Consider the following 438-nt stretch of genomic DNA (forward strand, 5'->3'; position numbering starts at 1 on the left):
GGTCCTGCAGGCGAACGACGGGCTCGCTCTGCGTCATGGCTGCACGACGTTGGCCAGGTTGGCGGGCCAGGGCTGGTCGGCATCAAGCCGCACCCATGCCACGCCGGGCAGGCCTGTCTTGACCTGCTCCGGGTACTTGGCAAGCAGCGCCCGGTCGATGCGTGCCTTGACGCGGAACATGAGCTTTTGCCGCTCGCTCGCCGTCTCCACCGTCTTGGGCGTGAACTGCGCCGTGCTGGCGACGAAGCTGACCTGCGCCGGAATCACGAACTGCGGCACCGCGTCCAGCACCAGGCGCACCTCGGCGCCCAGCGCCACGCGGCCGGCCACGGTCTCCGGCAGGAAGAACGTCATGTACACGTCGGACAGATCGACCAGGCTCAGCACCTTGCCGCCGGCGCCCAGCACCTCGCCGGGCTGGGTCACGAGGAACTGCAC

1 pseudogene is annotated in these 438 nt (G+C 69.2%); it reads right to left on the minus strand.

Going from position 1 to position 438, the window contains the following annotated elements:
- Positions 1 to 33 precede the first annotated feature (33 nt).
- Positions 34 to 438 (minus strand): annotated as a pseudogene (locus GPA27_RS28480) (hemolysin D); the annotation flags it as partial.

The organism is Aromatoleum toluolicum, assembly GCF_012911005.2.
GTDB lineage: Bacteria > Pseudomonadota > Gammaproteobacteria > Burkholderiales > Rhodocyclaceae > Aromatoleum > Aromatoleum toluolicum.